The sequence below is a fragment of the Cloacibacillus sp. genome, assembly GCA_036655895.1.
Taxonomy (GTDB): Bacteria; Synergistota; Synergistia; order Synergistales; family Synergistaceae; genus JAVVPF01.
This window is the reverse complement of record JAVVPF010000024.1, coordinates 31,926-50,420: the sequence shown is the minus strand read 5'-3', so window position 1 is coordinate 50,420 and position 18,495 is coordinate 31,926. Positions and strand designations below refer to the sequence as shown.

Below are 18,495 nucleotides of genomic sequence, written 5' to 3'. Positions count from 1 at the left end.
GCTTCTTTGGAGCAGAAGCTTGATATCATAAACAGCAGTTATCAATCCTACGGATATAGACGCATTACGTCGACACTTAAGGCAATCGGCACGATAATCTCCGAAAAAGTAGTCCGCCGCCTAATGAAGTCAACAGGGCTATGCGTAATGGCAGTCCATAAGGCCCATTACTCCTCGTACAAAGGAGAACTAAGCCCTGAAGTGCCTAATTTAATACAAAGGAACTTTCACGCAGACAGACCATCTAAAAAACTCCTCACGGACATCACGGAATTCTCGATTTCGGCCGGAAAAGTCTATCTATCAGGGATCATTGACTGTTACGATGGCGCCGTGGCCTCTTGGAACATGGGAGCCAGCCCTGATGCAAAACTTGCGAACGGGACATTGGAGCTGGCAGCGAAGAGCTTGACAGGGGCCTTCCGGCCGATACTTCACAGCGACCGGGGCTGTCACTACAGATGGCCAGGGTGGATAGCCCGAACGCAGACAATGGGCCTGCAACGTTCGATGTCAAAGAAAGGTTGTTCGCCTGACAACGCTGCCTGTGAAGGCTTCTTTGGCAGATTGAAGAACGAGTGCTTTTACGGCAGAAACTTCGCAGGCTATACGACAGTGATGTTGATCAGCTACATTGATACATACATAAAATGGTATAATAATAAACGCATTAAGAAGTCGCTGGGATATCATAGCCCTGTAGACTACAGAAGGCTGCATCAATATGCAGCTTAATTTTGTCCAGGTTTTTGTCCGCATTCCTCAACAACAACCATCTTGACGCAACCGGATTGGCAATATGAAGACTATACTAATATGCGAGAAATATGTAGAAGGTTAGATTAGTTCCCTTAGCAGTTTTAATTATTTATGGAGGTTGAAGATGCCATTAATATCCGTTATCGTTACAGTGTATAACCACGGGGATTATTTGGAACAGTGCCTTGATTCTATTATGGCGCAAGAAACGGAATACCCATACGAAGTTATCGTTCATGATGATGCATCAACTGATGGATCGCGTGAAGTCATAAAATCATATTGCCGTAAATATCCTAGTATCATTATTCCAATTTTGCAAGACGAGAATCAATATTCACAAAAAATACCATTCATTCAAAAATATATCCTGCCTCTCGTAAATGGTAAGTATATTGCAATATGTGAGGGTGATGATTATTGGACAGATTCTAGAAAACTAGAGCGTCAATGTTCCTATATGGAACAGCATCCAGAATGTTCACTTTGTTTTCATCGAGCTATAATGGTTAAGAATGGTAAAACAATAGGCTTTATAGCACCATATAGTGAAGATGTGGATGTTTCTACAGAAGCAGTGATTGCTGGTGGCGGCGGTTTCATGGCTACTAATTCTATCTTTTACCCAGCTGTTTATTCTTCTATGATGGATGTGGATTTTTTTAAAGTAGCTCCAGTTGGAGATGCTCCAACTCAAGCTTTCCTAGCAACGAAGGGGACTGTTCATTATTTGAACGCAGCGATGTCAGCTTATCGTACAATGGCAAAGGGGTCATGGTCGGAGAGAACGGCGCAATCAAGTAAAAAGAGTCAAATTGAACTATGTGATCAAATGATAAAAATGTATGAGAGTCTTGACATGTATTATAATAATAGATATGCACGAGCGGTTAAGCATATAAAAAATACATATAAAATACAAAGGTTAATGCTAAAAGATTCTTATAGCGAAATTTTAAATAACGAGGAATTAAACGCAGCATTAAAGCAAATGCCATTAGGCGTAAATTTGACCGTTAGGATAAGCCGTGTTGCTCCACGTTTATGCTATATTCTAAAAATAATCAAACGTTTAATACTATGTCGATAATATCTTCTCTTTTTTGGAAATTTATGGAGCGAAGCGGAAACCAAATTATCCAGGTAGCGGTACAAATAGTGCTTGCACGATTGTTAGTTCCTTCGGATTTTGGAATGATAGCGCTTGTGCTTGTATTTATTAATCTAGGACAGGTATTTGTTCAAAGCGGCTTGAACACGGCACTGATACAGGCTAAGCATGCCTCTGATGTTGATTTTTCCTCGGTGTTTTATATCAGTCTATTTGTGGCCGGAGTATTATACGTAGTCTTATATTTTACTTCTCCATATATTGCGACTTTTTATGAAATGTCGGCGTTATGTCATGTCTTACGGTTCCTTTCTCTAATTCTTTTCTTTGGTGCAGTGACTTCTATACAGAATGCGGTAGTGTCTCGCGAATTCAAATTCAAGCAGCTCTTTTATAGCAGTTTGGGGGCTGCTTTATGTTCGGGGGCTATCGGAATAGCAATGGCCCTTCGCGGTTTCGGCATTTGGGCTCTTGTCTGGCAACAGTTAACAAACCAGTTCTTTCTATGTGTAATAATGTGGTTTACCGTAAGATGGCGACCTAAACTCTTATTCTCGTTGGTGCGAGTAAGAATTCTACTTGCGTTCGGATGGAAGCTGCTTATATCTGCTTTGCTGGATACTGGGTACCGAGAAATGCAGAATCTCGTCATTGGTAAAATGTTCGCCCCGTCTACCCTTGGGTTTTTTAATAGAGGGCAAATATTCCCTCAGGTTATAGTTGGCAATATAGATGGTTCGATTCAAGCTGTGATGTTACCGGCCTTATCTCGTGAGCAGGACAATCCGCGGCGCGTCAAGGAAATGATGCGACGTGCTATCACCATGAGTTCATTTATTATTGCTCCGCTCATGATGGGGCTTATTGCTACGGCGGAACCAGTGGTTAAGATTGTGCTTACCGACAAATGGCTTCCGTGCGTTCCATTCATACGGATATGTTGCTTATCGTTCATTTTATACCCCATTCATACGGCAAACCTTCAAGCTATAAACGCGCTGGGAAGAAGTGATATATTTCTTAAGCTTGAAATTATTAAAAAAATAATGGGGATTTCTGTCCTTATGTTTGCGATAATATGTTGGGGTTCTGTTATGGCCATTGCCTGGAGCGCAGTCATAAGCGGTATAATAAGTTCCTTTATAAACAGCTATCCAAATAAAATCTTGCTGAAGTATGGGTATCTTGAACAGGTAATGGATCTTTTTCCTCCCATAATTATTGCGGCCTTTATGGGAGGCGTGGTATACTTATTAAACTACATAGATTATAATATATATATCATGCTGATGTCTCAGATATTAGTGGGTGTAATTATTTACACGGCTGCTTCAAAATTGTTTAAAATTGAGAGTTTTGACTATTTTTTGTGTATGGTGCTATCCTTGATTAGAAAACAAGAAATATAAGCCTCAATTTAATGAAATTGTAGAGACTGTTTTTTACAACTTATAGCCTTATATAGGCCACGTTGTTTTTTTGTAGGATATTTTAGTGATACACCATACAAAATGGAGAGGTTTAACGTAATATGAATAAAGATTTGGTAATTTATGGTACGCATGGACTTGGACGTGAACTTGCTATGACTGTTGAAATGTTGGATGGGTGGAATCATATTGGATATTTTGATGACACTATTCCTGTCGGCACGTTGATATCTCATCGAAAGCTACCAACTTTAAATTTTGATGAAACTATTGCGAAGAAAGATAAGCCATTATATATTGTAATTGCTGTGGCGGATCCTTATGGCAAAGAGAAATTATTTAATAAATTGGCTGGTTATAACCATGTCTTTTTTCCAACTATAATTGCACCCTCTGCCATAATTGCTTCTGATGCTAAAATAGGAGCAGGATGTATTATAAGCCATTATGTGACAGTTGGCCCGAATACCACTATCGGCAGAGGGGTTTTGCTTAACACAAAATTTGCAGTTGGGCATGATACAGTGATAGGAGATTACTCCACCTTTTTATCTTCTACTAATATTTCGGGCAATGTCGTGATTGGGAAAAGGTGTTTTTTTGGAGATCAAGCATTTGTTATTGAAAAGAAGCGAATTGGGAATGACGTAAGGGTGGGTGCTGGAAGTAGGGTCTTTACGAATGTGTCGGACGGGTGGTCTGTTTTTGGTTATCCTGCGGTTAAGATAAATTAAATTAATATTTTTTAGGAGGCAATGAGGGTTATGGATGAAAAAAAATTCTTGGAAAAAATTAGTGATATAGTAGAGGAAGAAGAGGGCACAATAACTTTTGCGACAGAATTAGACGCACTTGAGGCGTGGGATTCGTTAGCCCGGATTACTTTTCTTGTCTTTGCCGCAGATGAATTTAAAAAGAGAGTAGATGGAAATTTGGTAAAAGAAGCTAAAACGGTATCTGATTTATATCAGTTAGTGCTATAGATATATTCTTCAGCGAGGAGATACATCAATGCAAATCAATCTTGTAGAGTATCTGGAAAAGACGGCATCTCGTGCCCCAAATCGTACGGCAATTATCGAAGGGGATGGCCGCATTACTTTTGCCACACTTTCCGCCAGGGCTAAAGCGCTCGCCGAGGAGATTGTGGCCCTAACTGGCGGTGCCTACAATCGACCTATTGCTGTCTTTATCTCTAAAAGTATAAAAAGTGTAGTTGCTGATATTGCTGCTACCTACAGCGGTAATATCTATATGAATATAGATCCAAAGATACCATCAGTGCGCTTGCAGAATATTCTGCAAACCACTAAGCCAGCGCTGATTATAACGGATACTGCGGGCATCGAAAAATTCAGAGAATACGATTCTACTGCATTGCTCGTGAATCTTGACGAATTGAAAAAATTCGAGCCTGCACATGAAGAGCATATTTTTGAAAGGCTTGAAAAGATCATAGATACCGATCCGTATTGCATTATCAATACTTCGGGCTCTACTGGCACACCCAAAGGAGTAGTTCTAAATCACAAAAGTTTTATAGACTTCACTGAATGGGCTCAGAGTGTTTTTAATTTCAGTGAGAACGAAGTAATAGGTTCTCTTTCTCCAAACGTCTTTGATATTTACAGTTACGAGCTATGCCTTATGGCCTCTAAGGGGGCTACTATGGCAATAATACCTGATGGGTATGCGGTGTTTCCCATAAAAATTTTAGATTTCATGGAAACGCATAAGGTCACATTCTGTTTTTGGGTCCCAACTATTATGGTCAATATTGCTAATATGGATCTACTCGCGGCCGTTCATCTAAGTAGCCTTAAACTAGCGTGGTTTGCCGGAGAAGTTTTTCCAACTAAACAGTTTAATTACTGGCGTCATGCACTTCCCTGTGTTACCTTTGCTAATTTATATGGTCCTATAGAAATAACGCTGGACTGTACTTATTATGTAGTGGATCGTGAACTTAAAGATGATGAACCCATTCCGATAGGCTTTCCATGTCGGAATACAGATATATTAATTTTAAACGAACAGAATGAAATGGCAGCCAGTGGCGAAGATGGGGAGCTATGTGTAAGAGGAACCTCGCTTGCGATGGGGTATTACAATAATCCAGAGAGGACTGCCGCGGCATTTACGCAGAATCCGCTTAATTCAGCCTATCCGGAGACGATTTACAGAACCGGCGACATCGTTTACAAAAATAATCTCGGCGAGATAATCTTCAAAGGACGCCGAGACAGCCTTATTAAGCACATGGGATACAGAATTGAACTTGGTGAGATAGAGCACGTTGTAGTAAACACGCTTAAGATTGTAGATAACGCCTGCGTTGTATATAATTTTTCGAAAAAAGCGATCACGCTGATCTATGAGTCCAAAGAGGAGAAGGATGTTGCGCAAATGAGAAAGAAAATTGGCGAAGCCTTTCCTAAGTATATGATTCCTGCCGTATTTATTTCGATGCAAGAATTACCAAGAAATACGAATGGAAAGATTGACCGCCTGAAATTAAGCAAAATGGTGAATGAAAACTAGCATGCAATATAATATTATTACGGAAATTGATAGGCTAAAAGAAGTTTCCGTGGAGTATGTGACCAATATCTATAACTTGGATCAGCTAAACCAAGCCAATCATGTGTCCGGTTTTGTAAGCGACAGGTGTGCTTTGTGGATCATAGAGCAAAATAATTACTACAGGTTGTTTTACGCTGGAGATAAGGGCACAGTACGGGCGAATCTAAGAGAACTTAAAATTAATCTCAAATCTCCATTGGTTGCGGACGTTGTTTCTCGTTCTTCTGAAAGCGATATATTTCAGGCCACTGACTTTAGAAAATATTCGATGCTTTCTAGGTTGGCTATGCGTAATGTTGAAGTTGCTGAACTTTATCCACAACAAGCAGCTTATATAAGCAATAAACAAATTAATGACATAGAACATTTGCTGAAGGATGAGTTTGATGTTTTTGTAGATCAGATACCACAAAGACCTGATATTGAGGGTGCCGTAAAACGCAACGAAATACTTGGCGCCTTGGAGATGGGTTCTCTTGCTGGATTTCTGTGGTATGAAACAGTAGGTCGAACGTCTGTGATTCGATATTGGTGCGTAGCACCTGCATATAGAGACAAAAAGGTCGGCGCAAAGTTATTGAGAAGTTATTTGTCACAATGTGCTAGCAGCCAAAGACATCTTCTTTGGGTCAAAGCTACTAACGAAAACGCGATAAAGAGATATAATCATTACGGCTATCGACCAGATGGTACTTTCGATTTAGTTTATATAAGGGAGCGAAAGGTATGGAAAAAATAGAAATCATCCTTAAAGAAATACGACCCGAGTTTGAATTTGACAATATAGAGGATTTTTTTGAAGAAGGTATGCTGGATTCTTTTGATTTGGTGACGCTTGTGGCAACCTTAGATAAAACTTTTGGAATCTCAATCAAGGGAACAGATATATTGCCGGAAAATTTTTGCAACACCGAGGCGATTGTCACGTTGCTCAAAAAATACGAGGTCCAGGTTTAATGAACCTGCAATTTAAAGGCTGCGCTATCACCGGTCAATTGTTGATTGTTCCAGAGAATGAGCGTACCTTTTTAGAAGATATGAAAACTTTTAATTTCAGCGAAGCCAGATCGCTGAAACTCAAGGCCGTTATGGGGTATGATAAACATAGAGTTGTAAAAGACGGAACCTGCGTCTCTGATTTGGTAGCTGCTGGTTTTGAATATCTCTTTCAAAAGGATTTCATAACAAAAGAAGAGCTAGATGCGATGATACTGATGACAGCTAGTCCGGATCATTTTCTCCCTCAGACGAGCGCTGTCATTCATGGTAAATTAGGTTTTAAGCAGGATATGCTATGCCTTGATATTACCCAAGGCTGTTGTGGGTTTGTTGTTGGTCTTATAGAAGCTTTTTCTCTCCTTTCTCAGCCAGCGATAAATAAGGTTGCCTTAGTGACGGCAGATGTCTTGAGTCGTAAGGTATCTCAAAAGGATCGTAATAGTTATCCTCTTGTGGGAGATGCTGCGTCAATCACCATTATTGAGAAAACGACTGAAAACCATGCTATTTTTGCCAATTTTAAGATGGATGGCAGCCGTTGCAACGCACTTCAAATACCAGCGGGAGGTTTTCGGTTGCCCTCTACACCTGAGACGGGGATAATGGAAGATACTGGGGATAATAACTTCAGATCGAAAGATAACTTGGTAATGGATGGATCGGCTGTTTTTAACTTTGTCATGGAAGAAGTTCCTGGGTTGATAGAGGCACTGCTTGGTGAAGCTGATTGTACTCATAGCGACGTAGATTATTACCTCTTTCACCAGCCAAATCGTTTTATGCTTGAAAAACTTGCAGACGCGATGAACGTCTCTCGTGATAAAATGCCTAGTAATGTAGTAGAAGTTTATGGCAATAGTAGCGGGACAACAATTCCGGCAGCCATTGGGTTGAACTTGTCAGATGAAATTTGTGAACGAACCCTTAAGATCTGTTTTGCAGGATTTGGTGTGGGGTTGACATGGACATCCGTTTTAATGAATGTTGGGCCGATGAAGTTCTGTGAAACTTTTGAGTATGCCTAAGCTGGTGTAGGGGAAGGCTGTCAATGATGGATAATCCATTTGCCCTGAAGGGCAAACGCTATCTTGTTACCGGGGCGGCATCGGGGATAGGTCGTTCTTCGGCGGAGATTTTATCTGCTTTAGGGGCTGAGTTAATACTAGCAGACAGGAATGAAGATGGCCTTGTAAAAACATTAGGCCGGTGTCCTTCTGCTGTCAAAATGTTACCAATAGATTTAATGGAGGTACATTCTATCTCTTCCGTAGTGGAGACAGCTGTAAAAGAATTTGGCAAGCTCCATGGTGTAGTGCATGCAGCTGGTGTCCCATATATTAGCCCGCTTAAAGCTGTAGATATGGATAAGCTTCATCGAGTGTTTGCGGTCAACACATATGCTGCTGCCGAAATTGCCAAAGCTTTCAGCAGCAGGAAAGTATATGCTGGTGAGAGCGGTTCTGTAGTATTTATCTCTTCGGTTTACGCAAGTGTAGGCTGTCCCTGCAACGCAGGATATGCGATGAGTAAAGCTGCAATAGAAGGATTGACCAGAGCGCTAGCAATGGAATTTGCAGGACGAAAGATACGTGTAAACTGTATTGCTCCTGGGTTTATTAAAACGCCAATGGATAAAGCTGTTTCCGGGTATTTTGATAATGAGCATGAAGATGTGATAACAGGGCTGCATCCTTTAGGGCTGGGGCAGCCCAGCGACGTTGCTTATGCAATAGCGTACCTTCTTTCCGAAGCATCGAGATGGGTTACTGGAACCATTATGCATGTAGATGGTGGATTTACCGCTCAATAATTGAATTTATACGAGGGTGGATTTCATGGATAATACTAACCAACGTCCATTTATACTGATTACAGGAGCGTCTTCTGGCGTTGGCAGAGCCACCGCTGTTGCGTTGTCAGATGCATATAACTTGATACTTCACGGACGCAATATGGAAAAACTAGAGAAGACAAAATCACTTTGTTCCAACACTGCAACAATTTTTTTATGGCCATGTGATTTTGGGGTCATTGAGATGGTAGAGAATTCGTTAGTTGTTCTCCTTACACACCTCAAAATTAAAATATCTGGACTGGTCTATTCTGCCGGCATGGTAGAGATGCTCCCTTTGAGAGCTCTGTCTCTTGATAAATTGAGGGATACATTCAACACAAATTTTCTTTCGGCTGCTATAATATCAAAGGTTCTTGTCCAAAAAAAAATGAACGGTACAGAACTTAAAAACATAGTTTTTATTTCCAGTAATATCAGTGATAGAGGTGGAAAAGCATTTTCTGTCTATGCGGCGTCCAAGGGAGCGTTGGACTCGTTTATGCGTTGTCTTGCGGTTGAACTGGCCCCCAGGGTCAGGGTGAATTCACTCCTCCCTGGTGGAATGAGAACAGAAATGACAGAAGACATATGTAAAGATACAGCGCTAATGGAGCGAATGGAAGCAACTTATCCACTTGGCATGGGTAAACCGGAGAATATTGCAGCTGCTGTAAAGTTTTTGTTGTCAGATGATGGAAGCTGGATAACGGGGCAAACTATTACGATTGATGGAGGACGAACCATCAATATTACAGGGTAAGTTGGTGATATACATAGTTTTACTAATTTCATAGTAGAGGTTCGTTTGAATGAAAAAAAATGTCTTAGTTACTCGTTCTTCAATGCCGCCCTTTGAAGAATTTGCAAACGAAATGGTGTCTTTGTGGGAATCTCATTGGCTTACAAACATGGGCGAAAAGCATCAACAGTTTGAAGCGGGGCTCCTTTCATATCTTGGAGCTGACAATGTTGCACTGTTTACTAACGGACACCTAGCGCTTGAGAATATCATAGCTGCTTACGACCTGTCTGGGGAAGTCATTACTACCCCATATACTTTTGCATCAACCACGCATGCAATAGTGCGCAACGGCCTGCGGCCTGTTTTCTGTGATACAAATTCCACTGATTACACTATGGATGTTACAAAAATTGAATCTCTCATAACAGCAAAGACAAGTGCTATCCTCCCTGTTCATGTTTATGGCAATCTATGCGATGTTGCAGAGATTGAACGAATAGCTGCTAAATATAACCTGAAGGTTATTTATGATGCGGCTCACGCCTTTGGTGTAGTGGAGAATGGCATAGGTGTTGCTAACTTTGGCGATGCCTCAATGTTTAGTTTCCACGCTACGAAGGTCTTTAACACTATAGAGGGAGGCGCCGTTGTTTTCCGTGATTCGGCGTTGAAAAGAAGACTTGACAACCAAAAGAACTTTGGGATAACAGGGCCAGAGACGGTGGAGTTTGTCGGCGGCAACGCAAAAATGAACGAGTTTCAGGCTGCAATGGGGCTATGTAATCTGCGGCATGTAGACGAAGAAATAGCTAAACGGAAGATTGTTGTAGAAAGATATTTGGAGCGGCTTTCCAGTGTGGATGGCGTTAAACTGACGCCAATAAAAAACAACGTCAGGCATAACTATGCTTATATGCCGGTAGTCTTTGATAATTATAAATATACGCGCGACGAAATAGATGAAAAACTGCGAGCGGAGAATATTTTTCCGCGTAAATATTTTTATCCTATAACCAGCTCATTTGAATGTTATAAAGGAATGTTCCACATTTCACCAACCCCAGTAGCCAAACATATTTCGGAATGCGTGTTGACGTTGCCGTTATATGCTGATTTAGCGTTGGATGATGTTGACAGGATTTGCGATATTATTTTGAAATAGGGTGGTATATGCTATGAAGGGCATTATTCTTGCTGGAGGAAAAGGTACACGGCTTTACCCTATCACGCGTGCTGTTTCTAAGCAGCTGCTTCCGATTTATGACAAACCGCTCATTTATTATCCGCTTTCTGTGCTGATGTTGGCTGGGATAAAAGAGATTCTCATTATCTCAACACCGGAAGATATAGACAGTTATGAGAGGTTGCTTGGCGACGGGATGGATATCGGAGTGCATTTTACTTATAAAGTGCAGGAGACTCCGCGGGGGTTGGCAGATGCATTCATCCTTGGTGCGGACTTTATTGGTGAGGATAGCGTGTGCCTTATTTTGGGCGATAATGTCTTTTTTGGACAGGATCTTACAAAGATTCTCAATAAAGCAGTGGCGAGAAATACGGGCGCGACGGTTTTTGGTTACCCCGTAAAAGATGGGCGTTCCTTTGGTGTGGTTGAATTCTCTGAGGGTGGCAAGGTTATATCTATAGAGGAGAAGCCGGAAAATCCCAAGTCCAATTATGCTGTCCCCGGCCTTTATTTCTATGATAATAGAGTGATTGATATTGCGAGGCATGTAGTGCCGTCTGCACGCGGCGAAATAGAAATCACCTCTGTCAATAACGCATATCTTGCGCTTGGAGAATTGCATGTTGAACTTTTAGGACGCGGCATGGCGTGGCTTGATACTGGAACACCGGAAGGAATGCTGAAAGCGGCGGAGTTTGTAGAGGCGGTGCAGTCACGTCAGGGATTTTATGTATCCTGTATAGAAGAGATTGCATGGAGACGCGGATTCATTGACAGCAATCAACTGCGCATGATCGGAGAGAATTTGAAAATGACGGACTATGGACAGTATCTTCTATCTCTTGTTGTCTCTAATGATAGTAAGTAAACAAGAGGCTATCTAAAGATAGCGTGGAAAGAGACTAGGCCGCTATTTCACAAGCCCAAGCCTCTCACCTTTGTATTGACCGCTCAAAATATCCCGCACCCATTGGCCGTTGTCCAGGTACCACTCAACGGTTTTCTTGATGCCGCTTTCGAAGGTCTCTTGCGGTTGCCAGCCCAGTTCGCGGCGTATTTTTGCGGCGTCTATCGCGTATCTGCGGTCGTGGCCGGGGCGGTCTTTGACGAAGGTGATCTGGGTTTCGTATTTTGTGCCGTCCTGCTTTGGGCGCATCTCGTTCAGCACGGCGCATATAGCCTTTACTATCTGGATGTTCTGCATTTCGTGGTTGCCGCCGACGTTGTAGGTCTCGCCGCACTTTCCGTTTGCCATTACGGTGCAGAGCGCGCGGCAGTGGTCTTCCACGTAGAGCCAGTCGCGGACGTTTTTACCGTCGCCGTAGATGGGCAGCGGCTTGCCGGCGAGCGCGTTGTGGATGACGAGCGGAATGAGTTTTTCCGGGAATTGGCGCGGCCCGTAGTTGTTGGAGCAGTTGGTGGTGAGCACGGGAAAGCCGTAGGTGTGGAACCACGCGCGGACGAGGTGATCGGACGATGCTTTTGAGGCGGAGTAGGGGGAGTTTGGCGCGTATGGGGTCTCTTCGGTGAAGAGGCCGCTTGCGCCGAGGCTGCCATAGACTTCGTCCGTTGAGATGTGCAGGAAACGAAAATCTTTTTTGCTTTCTTCGTCGAGTGTCTCATAATACTGGCGCGCGGCTGCGAGCATGGAGAAGGTACCGTTGATGTTCGTCTCGATAAAGGCGGCAGGTCCGTCGATGGAACGGTCTACGTGGCTTTCCGCTGCAAGATGAAAGACCGCGTCTAGATTGTGTTTGGCGAGCGTCTCGCAGACGAGCGCTGTGTCGCAGATGTCGCCTTCGACAAGGCATAACAATTCGTCCGGGATGCCTGCAAGGGAGGCTTTATTGCCGGCGTAAGTCAGTTTGTCATAAACGACGACCTTGTCCCCTTGTAAGGTGAGGTGGTGCGCCAGGTTGCTGCCAATAAACCCGGCCGCTCCGGTCAGGAGATAACGTTTCTGTTTTGTCATGTATATACACCAGCCTGAAGTAAGATAATGTCGCTGTTTGGGACGATTATAACATGGAGCAGCGGCTACCGCTATGGTTTGGCTAATGCGTGCGCAAGGTCTGTGATAAAGTTTTCGTACTCGTCGCTTTTTTCTACGGTTTGTGTCCTACCCCCTTACCCCCACGCTACTCATTCATAATTCAATCAGTTTCTAAAACTGTAAATACGGCTACATTCGTTAATCTCTTTAAGCTTCTGCATTGCTTCTGATGCCGATAATTTAAACTCGTCGCGAAGCACCTCGTACAAGTGATAAAACTCACATTTCATGTCTGTTGCGAATATCCCAGGGTCGTCACTGCCTAGTGTGAGCATAACCTTGGGATCTCCAGGAACTGTAGCCGCCCCAATTTTCATCCATCTAAAGATATGGTGTTGTTTTATATGTGTATATTGACTGATGCGCAAATTACTAGTAATTGGAATTTCTATTAGCACTCTCTTATCTTGAATTTTTTTAAGTATTGATTGCTGATAGGCAATAAGTTCATCTGCATTGCAATAATCTTTAGGGACAGAAATAAGCTTGTTTATTCTTTCGCGGACGGTGACGTTCCTCCAGTAATCTGCCAACCGTTTCATATATGTGGTGCCGTACTTCTCAAAACTTTCAGCAACCAGTTTCGCTTCTAATCTCCAAAAATCATTTAACTCAGCACTGTGCCAATTCCACGCCGGTTTATCCAGAGCATCGAAAACGTATTTTGGCTCCAATCCTCGGAGGTTCATTATCATGTTAAGCTCCTCAAAGGAAAGAGATGAATCAAAAATCTTACACCCAAGCTCTACGGCTTCACTTGCAGCCCTCTCCGCTATACAGTACTTTCCGAGTGCTTTTGAATGAGAAGAAAGCGAAAGCAAGTTTAGCAACCACTCTCCGCGGCGCATTCGAATTTCCGATGGCATTGAATCCAACCACAGTTGAGGTGCTATTCCCAACGACACGCCATGCCCAATGCGATCATAAGGGCGGTACTCTAGTAATTCCAATACATCGTCAACCGCCCTGATTCCACTTATAAGATGCAGGTAATCTTCTCCTGCATGATAGGTAACATGAGAAATTCCACAACGCCGGAGATATCTAAAAGACGGTGCAAAGATTTCAGGTGGTGCATCAAGTTCATTAGCCGCCGCATCTATCCCACATATCCATTTTTTCAGATCTGGCAACTTTTCTAAGAGTGATGTTAAGCTTAGCGCTTTATTTTTAATTGATGTTCTTTGGTCTTCGAAGTAATAATTACAGCTCTTATAATTAGATTTCTTTTTTATAAAATGAGCAACTAAAGATAGAGTGTACTTGCCATCTGTGTGCGTACATTTCTGTCTTGCTTGAATCTTGTCCACTATATCTTGTAAACCGCTGTGATTTTCCGTCCCTAGAACGTTCCCATGTGTCACATTCCCAAGATTTAGATAACGCCAGTAGTCGCTAAAGATTTGATGTAACTTCATGATGTTTTCCGACTCGGTCGCCGCAGGCGAAAAACGCCCTTCTATATGCCGCAAACAACTTCTTGTGTTCATATCGTTACTATGGAGATAACAGAAACGCTCTAAATAGTTGTCGTCACAATAGTCTAGAATCTGAGAACTCGTTACTTTTTGAAATTCATCGAACCCTACATAATTCTCTCTTTGCACCAAAAAAGCCATAAATTGATGTTTAATTAATAAGTATAGCAAGAAATAGTGTTCTAAAATAGGAGAAGGAGTACAGTGAAGATATGATAAAAGCTTTGTTTGCCAGGATAATTCGAGTCGATAGTATTCGCCCATCTTCGGACGCGAAACACCAAAGCAAGAATAATTATGAAACGGTGAAACGCAGCCGCGCATCAGGTCGCAGTTCGAATACATCCACTGTACGGGGGCAATCTGATAGATATCTCTAGATACATTAGTATTGATACCCTGATTATGTAAAAATAAAAATGACCATATTTCATTGCGCAACTGCTGCGCTATACGAAGGCGCTGAAGAAACAATGCTGGCGTCAAGTTTGCATCAATGGTAGTAATTAATTCCTTTCTCTGTGAGGTGTTGTTAAATACTCCTGCACAAAGGTTCTTGATTGCAGCAAGCGGCGAATTTAATACCTTAAGCCATGAATATTCAGCCGGCGAAGAACCATTCAGATGAAGATGAGTATCATACAAGCCGCTATCCGCAATATAATCCTCAACAACGGGGTCATATACGGAAGGCAAAACAGGCGTTTCTGTTAAAGATTCACATGCTATTTGTGCGTATTCTTTATCCCGCGCTAAGAAGGCACCCTTCACCGGAAGATAGGAAATGGTAGTGAGTATTTTTTGCCAATCAGCAAAGCGCCCATTTTTTACTATGATTTTGCTGCCGTGTCTTTCTAAAAATTGTGTAGTCAAACCGTCTAACGCAGTCAAGACCCAACTGCCATTTTCACATTGTCTGTTACAGAAGTCCTCCCATAAATTGTTGAAGATATGGTCTGGGGTATTATATTGCCCGGAAGCAAACGCATGAAAAACAAGCACCCGCATAGTTTGTGAATCCATGGCAATATTTCCACATTGCGGGGCGGTCCTTTCAAGATGCTGCAAAAGCATTGTATTGGCCAGTAAGAAGGGTTCTATTCGGTATCGTTCCAACATGTTAAATGCTCCCCCCTCTAGCAGTTTCTACATAAACATAAGTTTTTAGTTTATTTACCAACTATACAAAATCTTTGAAAAATAGGCGTTCTAAGATTGTTATTTGCCTTCGCCTGATTTTTGGTCGGATTGGGCAGCGGACTCTACAGTGGGCTTCGTAGCTGTCTCGCCAGATACCCAAATCTTTTTCATACCCTGCAACAGCTCATATGTTTGGGGTGTAGCGTTATTAATATTCAAGACTGCATCGATTGTACTTTTTTCTTCTGTCCATTTTATTATAAATTTTTTCAAATTAGTGGGAAAGTTTTTGCTTGGAGCATTTTTTTTATTCTTTGGATCAGTGGATGGTACATTAAGATTGTCTATAAAGGGCCAGATCAAAGGGCATGTCACAACCATGGTGAATAGAGGAAAAGCATTATAAGAAGCATCTGTATTAATTGTTTCGAAATTGTCACCTAATATATTTGTGAGATTTATATCAAATTCATTCGGTTGTGTAACTGGATTCTTTTGTATTCTGTTGGGTATCGAATGGTTAACAGAAGATTTATGAAAGGAACTTTCCTCACATAAAATTGCATTTAAAATGGCTATTATGTTCATCCGAATATAATCAAAGGGGTTTAAACTCCGAGATTCTTCCCGAATAGCGCTCTGCGTGTAATACATTCGCGTCCATATCTTGCCAATCAAAAGGGCTGACGGTTCAACACGGTCGTTTAATTTGTTTGCCTCTATTTTCTTCAGCCATTGCTTAATCAAAATCTCAACAGAACTCATTGAGACGTCGTTCTCGTTCTCATTCGATGTGTCTCCGGTTTCCACTTCACCATCTTCTACGCCTTGTGCATTGACCCACAATGGCACGCTTACGGTATTGCCGGACATTATGGTGTGAGAGATTTTTTTAATATCCTCATCCCAATCTTTCGGGTTATTAGCTAATATATCCAGCAATCGCTCAATCACGGAAAACATATTAAACACCGAAATGATCTGGGCATTAGAAGAAGAGAACATAAAACTTTCCATGCTTTTTAGAGAATAATATGCAAGTTCCGCAGCCGTGCAGACGGAATTTTGGAGAGCCTGGTTTTTAGTTTCCCTTTCACATTTACTTTCAATCTTTTTTAACAATGAATTCCACGTATCTTTGCCGTCAGGACATCTCTTTGATTTTTTCTGGTTAACACGCATCGTCCCAATGCCCACACCAAGGGCCGAATTGGTTTTGAGTGAATTTTCCAACAGTACACTTGGAGCCCTCAGCGCCCAATGTCTTGAGGTTTCATTACGGCCGATGGCAAAATATTCCTTGAACGTGTTTTTGAAAGAATCTCGTGCGGCATCTCCACTGTGGGTCCCAGATGCAGCGTTATAAAGAGAGACAGAACCTAGCCCTTGGAGCATATACCGGAACACTTTTGCGGGATCATGATAACAGTTCGAAGCTATTTCAGCTGACAACACTAAGGAAATGTCTTTTAATGTGTCATCGGACGACAGGGGGCGCAGATAAAACCCAGTATCCAAATCTCCGTCTCTTAATGTGAAGTCAAAGACAGCCTCTATAAGTACTGAAAAATTATTGTCTTCCAGTGCGTTAATATCGATTGTATTCTTATATAGACTGCTCGTCATGGCTTTTCTGAGTGAGGCTGCCAGGGCATTCGGGAGATTGTTATCGTTCGTAGAAGTGTTTTTAGCTGTACTATAATGTGCATAATCAGTAATAATCTGGAGCAATGTCCTTGTTGGCACTTTTAATAATGCATCAACATATTGAGCGACATCCTTTGTCATACCTCCATCTCCAGTATCTGACGCCCTTAATGAGAATCCTTTGATCAGCATATCAGCTACATACTTGCGTACGTCAAGTGGATTATTGTCGGCGCGAGATGTGATCTTAATCGGGTAGTTTTTTGATAATTCGTACATTGATTTTAAAGTAATGCGCTGTGGAATTGGAAACAACTTCATAAGATATTGCTGTTCTAAATGATCCACCAGCCTCATACGCTCGTCTTTTCTTTCTTCATCGTTTCTAAGCAGAGATTCTCCGAAATTATCAAACTGTTTGTTGCGAATCAATTGGATATATAGTTGTAAGTCTCCTGTAATGAGGATCAATAAGTTGGGAATATCCATGTATCTTCGAATCAATTCAAGTACGTCCCAGCCTCTGCTAAAATTAATGTCGACATCATCAAAAGCCAAAACCAAAGTGTCTTTTTTTATAATTTCCAGTGTCCTCTTGACTAAATCTGCCAGATAATCTTTTAGTTCAAGACTGCCTTGAACATTACTTAGTCTTTCATTGAACTCGATATATTCATCCAGATGTCCGTATGGATCTTTGGCTGGTTGCAATCCAGAGGGAGAGAGCAACGACAGCCCCCTGGTCAGGGACTTGAGACACTGGCGCCAATCCTCATATTTACGAATATTGTCATCATATCCACAGGCAGGGTACTTTGTATTGTTGCGCACCAACTCTTCCATTTTGACCAGAATTGAGAGCATAATATGTTCTCCAGTTTCTGCAAGGGTCGGGTCGATATAGCCTAATTCTGCAAAGCGGTGATTCTTAAGAGATAAAGAAGGAGTCTCGCTATGACATAACTCGCGAAGCATCGTCTTCAAAAAAGTCGATTTTCCTGATCCACGTGCCCCGTTGATAAAAATGACGTTACGCACTCCGAACATTTTATTTTTGGTCTCTTGAGCATCAATCCAAGTCGTGTACTTTTTGAGTATTGAATCAAGACGATTACGCGCTTCTATTTGTACCATTTCGTTGATACTGACGTTGTCAGGAAGGTTGTCTTTTTCTAAATCAATAATGATTTCTGTTGTGTTGTCGCTCATAATACAAATAACCCCTTTCACTGAGACATTGTAATGGTTGTGCCTTATAATATCTTTTATTTGCGAATTGGGACAATTGTCATTTCTAGGGGCTAGTATACACTTGAATTAGCAACAGTACAAATTATATTTTTTGAGCCTTGCAATATATGATAACATTTGACCAGAGGTAGTTATTCGTTATTGATCGAACCTGCGGAGATAGCTCACTATTCCCCCAGTCCAAGTCGCTGGCATTTATAATCTCCGCTCAAAATATCCCGCACCCATTGGCCGTTGTCCAGGTACCACTCAACGGTTTTCTTGATGCCGCTTTCGAAGGTC

At 41.8% G+C, this 18,495-nt stretch carries 16 protein-coding genes; 13 read left to right on the top strand and 3 right to left on the bottom strand.

What is annotated here, in order from left to right:
• The 13 genes from RRY12_08780 to rfbA all read left to right on the top strand — a co-directional run.
• A partial coding sequence (locus RRY12_08780; GenBank protein ID MEG2184758.1) for an IS3 family transposase occupies positions 1-735 on the top strand: 735 nt, incomplete at its 5' end.
• A gap of 148 nt (positions 736-883) precedes the next feature.
• Complete coding sequence (locus RRY12_08775; protein MEG2184757.1) at positions 884-1,849, top strand: glycosyltransferase; 966 nt, start codon at positions 884-886, stop codon at positions 1,847-1,849.
• The gene (locus RRY12_08770; GenBank protein ID MEG2184756.1) at positions 1,840-3,279 is read left to right on the top strand and encodes a lipopolysaccharide biosynthesis protein; all 1,440 of its coding nucleotides are present in this window, start codon (positions 1,840-1,842) and stop codon (positions 3,277-3,279) included. The genes RRY12_08775 and RRY12_08770 overlap by 10 nt, the downstream gene beginning before the upstream one ends.
• Positions 3,280-3,401: 122 nt before the next feature.
• Positions 3,402-4,034 (top strand): NeuD/PglB/VioB family sugar acetyltransferase, encoded by a 633-nt coding sequence (locus RRY12_08765; GenBank protein ID MEG2184755.1) that lies wholly within the window; start codon positions 3,402-3,404, stop codon positions 4,032-4,034.
• Between the two features lie 30 nt (positions 4,035-4,064).
• Complete coding sequence (locus RRY12_08760) at positions 4,065-4,283, top strand: hypothetical protein (GenBank protein MEG2184754.1); 219 nt, start codon at positions 4,065-4,067, stop codon at positions 4,281-4,283.
• 28 nt (positions 4,284-4,311) lie between these two features.
• Positions 4,312-5,841, top strand: coding sequence for an amino acid adenylation domain-containing protein (locus RRY12_08755; GenBank protein MEG2184753.1), 1,530 nt, complete (start codon positions 4,312-4,314; stop codon positions 5,839-5,841).
• Position 5,842: 1 nt separating this feature from the next.
• Positions 5,843-6,622, top strand: a complete 780-nt coding sequence (locus tag RRY12_08750; GenBank protein ID MEG2184752.1) for a GNAT family N-acetyltransferase — start codon at positions 5,843-5,845, stop codon at positions 6,620-6,622.
• The gene (locus RRY12_08745) at positions 6,610-6,840 is read left to right on the top strand and encodes an acyl carrier protein (protein MEG2184751.1); all 231 of its coding nucleotides are present in this window, start codon (positions 6,610-6,612) and stop codon (positions 6,838-6,840) included. Before RRY12_08750 ends, RRY12_08745 begins: the two co-directional genes overlap by 13 nt.
• Positions 6,840-7,907 (top strand): 3-oxoacyl-[acyl-carrier-protein] synthase III C-terminal domain-containing protein, encoded by a 1,068-nt coding sequence (locus RRY12_08740; protein MEG2184750.1) that lies wholly within the window; start codon positions 6,840-6,842, stop codon positions 7,905-7,907. The genes RRY12_08745 and RRY12_08740 overlap by 1 nt, the downstream gene beginning before the upstream one ends.
• Positions 7,908-7,930: 23 nt before the next feature.
• Positions 7,931-8,692, top strand: coding sequence for an SDR family oxidoreductase (locus RRY12_08735; protein MEG2184749.1), 762 nt, complete (start codon positions 7,931-7,933; stop codon positions 8,690-8,692).
• Between the two features lie 25 nt (positions 8,693-8,717).
• The gene (locus RRY12_08730; protein ID MEG2184748.1) at positions 8,718-9,476 is read left to right on the top strand and encodes an SDR family oxidoreductase; all 759 of its coding nucleotides are present in this window, start codon (positions 8,718-8,720) and stop codon (positions 9,474-9,476) included.
• A gap of 49 nt (positions 9,477-9,525) precedes the next feature.
• Entirely contained in the window at positions 9,526-10,620 is a 1,095-nt protein-coding gene (locus RRY12_08725; GenBank protein ID MEG2184747.1) for a DegT/DnrJ/EryC1/StrS family aminotransferase, read from the top strand.
• Positions 10,621-10,633: 13 nt separating this feature from the next.
• Complete coding sequence (gene rfbA / locus RRY12_08720) at positions 10,634-11,512, top strand: glucose-1-phosphate thymidylyltransferase RfbA (GenBank protein ID MEG2184746.1); 879 nt, start codon at positions 10,634-10,636, stop codon at positions 11,510-11,512.
• 42 nt (positions 11,513-11,554) lie between these two features.
• Here the strand turns inward: rfbA and rfbB are convergent, their stop codons facing one another.
• The 3 genes from rfbB to RRY12_08705 form a co-directional block, all read right to left on the bottom strand.
• Complete coding sequence (rfbB, locus tag RRY12_08715) at positions 11,555-12,616, bottom strand: dTDP-glucose 4,6-dehydratase (protein MEG2184745.1); 1,062 nt, start codon at positions 12,614-12,616, stop codon at positions 11,555-11,557.
• A gap of 185 nt (positions 12,617-12,801) precedes the next feature.
• A complete protein-coding gene (locus RRY12_08710; GenBank protein MEG2184744.1) occupies positions 12,802-15,294 on the bottom strand; it encodes a hypothetical protein in 2,493 nt (830 codons plus the stop codon).
• Positions 15,295-15,393: 99 nt separating this feature from the next.
• On the bottom strand, positions 15,394-18,171 hold the full coding sequence (locus tag RRY12_08705; GenBank protein ID MEG2184743.1) for a hypothetical protein: 2,778 nt from the start codon (positions 18,169-18,171) through the stop codon (positions 15,394-15,396).
• Positions 18,172-18,495 lie beyond the last annotated feature (324 nt).